The organism is Maribacter sp. 4G9 (genome assembly GCF_002742265.1).
Classification (GTDB): Bacteria; Bacteroidota; Bacteroidia; order Flavobacteriales; family Flavobacteriaceae; genus Maribacter.
On record NZ_MDGL01000084.1, the window covers coordinates 1 to 3639 of the forward strand.

Consider the following 3639-nt stretch of genomic DNA (forward strand, 5'->3'; position numbering starts at 1 on the left):
ACGGCCTTGCGAGATTGGGAATGGATAAGCCACACATGTACCTAGTCGGTGGCTATGATTTCAATCTGGGCAGTAACATGCTTCTTAAACCTTCGACATCCATTCGCTATGTCGAAGCGGCCCCTCTTTCAGTGGACATAACAGGCATCTTAGAGTTCAATCGAAAATTCGGACTAGGAGCCGCATATCGTCTCAACGAGAGTATAAGCGGCCTGTTTATGTTCAGGACCGGATGGATCGACATCGGTTATGCCTATGAAATGGCTCTGGAAAACAATATAAGTAACATAGATAACGGCACCCATGAAATATTGATGAGTCTGAGGCTATAAGCAGATTAATATTAGAAGAATGACTAGCGATTTTCTGTGGTTGAATATGTAGAAGTGGAATAATTATTAGGTAGCACTGATTACTTACTCCTGTAAAACGGCAAGTTTTTAAAACCATTCCACAAATCCATCAGAGTTTTAAAATATGTTGGTTTTTCGGAACTCTTCTGAGCAAAAGGGAGATTTTGGTTGAATTACATTGGTTTTTGTCCTTATCAAAATAGTTTCATAGGTGATGCTTGCAACACAAAATTAGAGCTATACAACAAAAATCATTTAGATTACAACTTTTATAATAAAATTCTTACAAATATAAATAGATTTGTATTCTTAACCAGTAATAAAATTACTAAAATGAGCATAAAAACCAACCTAACCTTTGCAACTCTGATTTTTGGTTTATTTGTCGTACGGGCGCAAACGATTCAAGTTTCCGGCGACAGTCAATCTGTAGGTGTTGAAGCCACTATATCTACTGTTATAGCACCTAATTTGACAATTACCTCGAGTACAGATATTACCGATTTTACTGTTTCCATAACTAACTCTTTTACTGCAACAGACCAGCTTGGTTACAACGGTGCATTACCTTTAGGAGTGGTAACGAGTGGCTGGAACAGTAATACGAGGTCCATTGTGTTTAAAGGAACTCTATCCGCTTTGGAATGGCAAACATTTCTTAGAAATGTGACAATTACATCCGGTCCAATCTGTTCGCCAGAAACGCGGCAGGTCACCTTTGTTGCGGAAGAAACTTTCTATAATCCCTTGAACGACCATTTTTATAGGGTCACAGATACACAAACTTCATGGACAGCAACCAAGGCGGCCGCCTCTTCACTTTCATTTTTTGGCAGGGAGGCTTATTTGGTAACCCTGACCTCTAACGCAGAGAACATTTTTGTCACTAGAATTGTTGGTCAAAATTCTTGGATGGGAGCTTCGGACGACCATAACCAGATTAACGAAGCATTGGGATATAATCTATTTGCGGATACAAATGCTTCTGAAGGAAAATTTTATTGGGTTACCGGCCCAGAAAGGGGTACTCAGATTACTACGGATAACGGTAACGGAAATGGAGTTCCCGGAGTATACCAAAACTGGCGGTCCGGCGAGCCAAACGATTATAATAATGGAAATCCTGGAGAGTCTTTCGGTCATGTATATTCCAGTGCCGGCGATTGGAACGATTTTCCAGATAGTTCTAACATTTTTGGAATAATAGAGTTTGGCGATATGCCAAACGACCAATTAAGTGCAACTCCTTTCTTTACAAAAGATATCACAATTAATGGAGCACCAGGCGGCAATATAAGTGGTGGAGAGGTGTCTGTATGCTCTGGCACCAACAGTACTACGCTGACACTGAATGGCCTAAGTGGTTCGGTAGTCCGTTGGGAGAGTTCGGATAATAACTTCATCGACAACCCAACAGTTATTAGTAATACCACGACAACATTAACGGTCAATAATATTTCCACAACAACATATTACAGGGCAATCGTGAATACGAATGCCCCAACAAATTGTAGTAATCTGACCACTTCCAGTACACCAATTTTTGTGAGGGAAGCGGATGCCGGAAACGTGTTGGCCCAAAATACCACTATTTGCGCTGGATCCAACGTTGAACTCTTCGTTTCTGGGCAAGAAGGTGATGTCCAAAAATGGCAACGTTCAGACGACAATTCAAATTGGGTGGATATTGCCAATACTACAACTACCTTAGAAGAAACTATTCCTTCAACGGGTTCTTGGTACTATCGCGTCATTACGGAAATATCCGAGTGTGGAACATCAGCTATATCCGATTCGAAAGAAATCACTGTTGTTTCAGGCACCCCACCCGTTGGAGGTCAAGTAAGTTCTGGCATACATAACTCAACAAGTAATTCCGGAACCTTAACGTTGACCGGACATACGGGAACTGTTGAGAAATGGCAACAATCGACCGATAATGGTATAATTTGGTCCGACATAGTTAATTCCAACAGTACATATACATATTCCAATTTAGTCGAAACCACCCTTTTTCGAGCGGTCATTGTAAATGGTAGTTGTGGTACTACCAATAGCGATACCGGATTGGTAACAATAGATACTGAGGCACCCTCTGGATATGCCGTAGTCATTGACCAAAATCCTATTGATTCTGTAAACGAAACGAACGTATCCTTTACTTTTTCCGGAGCAGAAATCGGAATAACATACAATTACAGCCTTACTAGCGATTCAGGCGGAACTCCTGTCACTGGAACGGGAACCATTGCAACCGCTACCGATCAGATAACAGGGTTGGACCTGAGTGGTTTGGGAGATGGATTAATTACCCTTTCCGTTACCCTAACAGATCACGCCGGAAACATAGGTGATGCGTCAACAGATACAAAAACAAAGGATACTACAGCTCCCTTCGGATACTCCGTAGTAATTGACCAAGATCCAATCGATACTACTAACGAAACCCTTGCATCATTCACTTTTTCTGGAGCCGAAGTCGGGACTACTTACAACTATGCGTTTACTAGCAATGGAGGTGGAACCTCTGTTTTGGGCAGTGGAACAATTATCACTGTTAGCGATCAAATTAGCGGTGTAGACCTAAGCGGTTTAAGTGATGGTATAATAACATTAGCGGTGACCTTAACGGATACCGTTGGAAATGAAGGAAGCTCATCTACGGATACCGCAACCAAAGAAACTGATGGCGATGATGATGGTATCAAAGATAACGTGGACAATTGTCCAACTATTGCCAATGCGGACCAACTTAATACGGATGGAGATGGTGAGGGAGATGTTTGTGATGATGATGACGATGATGACGGAACGCCAGATACAGACGACGACTTCCCGTTGGATGAAAACGAGGACACCGATACCGATGGTGACGGAACAGGCGATAACGCGGATACCGATGACGACAACGACGGTACTCCAGATGCGGATGACGACTTCCCGTTGGATGAAAACGAGGACACCGATACAGATGGCGACGGCACGGGAGACAATGCAGATACCGATGACGACAACGACGGTACTCCAGATGCGGATGACGACTTCCCGTTGGATGAAAACGAGGACACCGATACAGATGGCGACGGCACGGGGGACAATGCAGATACCGATGACGACAACGACGGTACTCCAGATGCGGATGACGACTTCCCGTTGGATGAAAACGAGGACACCGATACAGATGGCGACGGCACGGGGGACAATGCAGATACCGATGACGACAACGACGGTACTCCAGATGCGGATGACGACTTCCCGTTGGATGAAAACGAGGACACCGATACAG

The 3639-nt window shown here is 43.4% G+C and carries 2 protein-coding genes; both read left to right on the forward strand.

Going from position 1 to position 3639, the window contains the following annotated elements:
* Positions 1-332: type IX secretion system membrane protein PorP/SprF (locus tag BFP75_RS10225; protein WP_123803386.1), on the forward strand; the 332-nt coding region annotated here is incomplete at its 5' end.
* 354 nt (positions 333-686) lie between these two features.
* Positions 687-3639 (forward strand): thrombospondin type 3 repeat-containing protein (locus tag BFP75_RS10230; RefSeq protein ID WP_410504083.1); only part of this gene is annotated, 2953 nt, incomplete at its 3' end.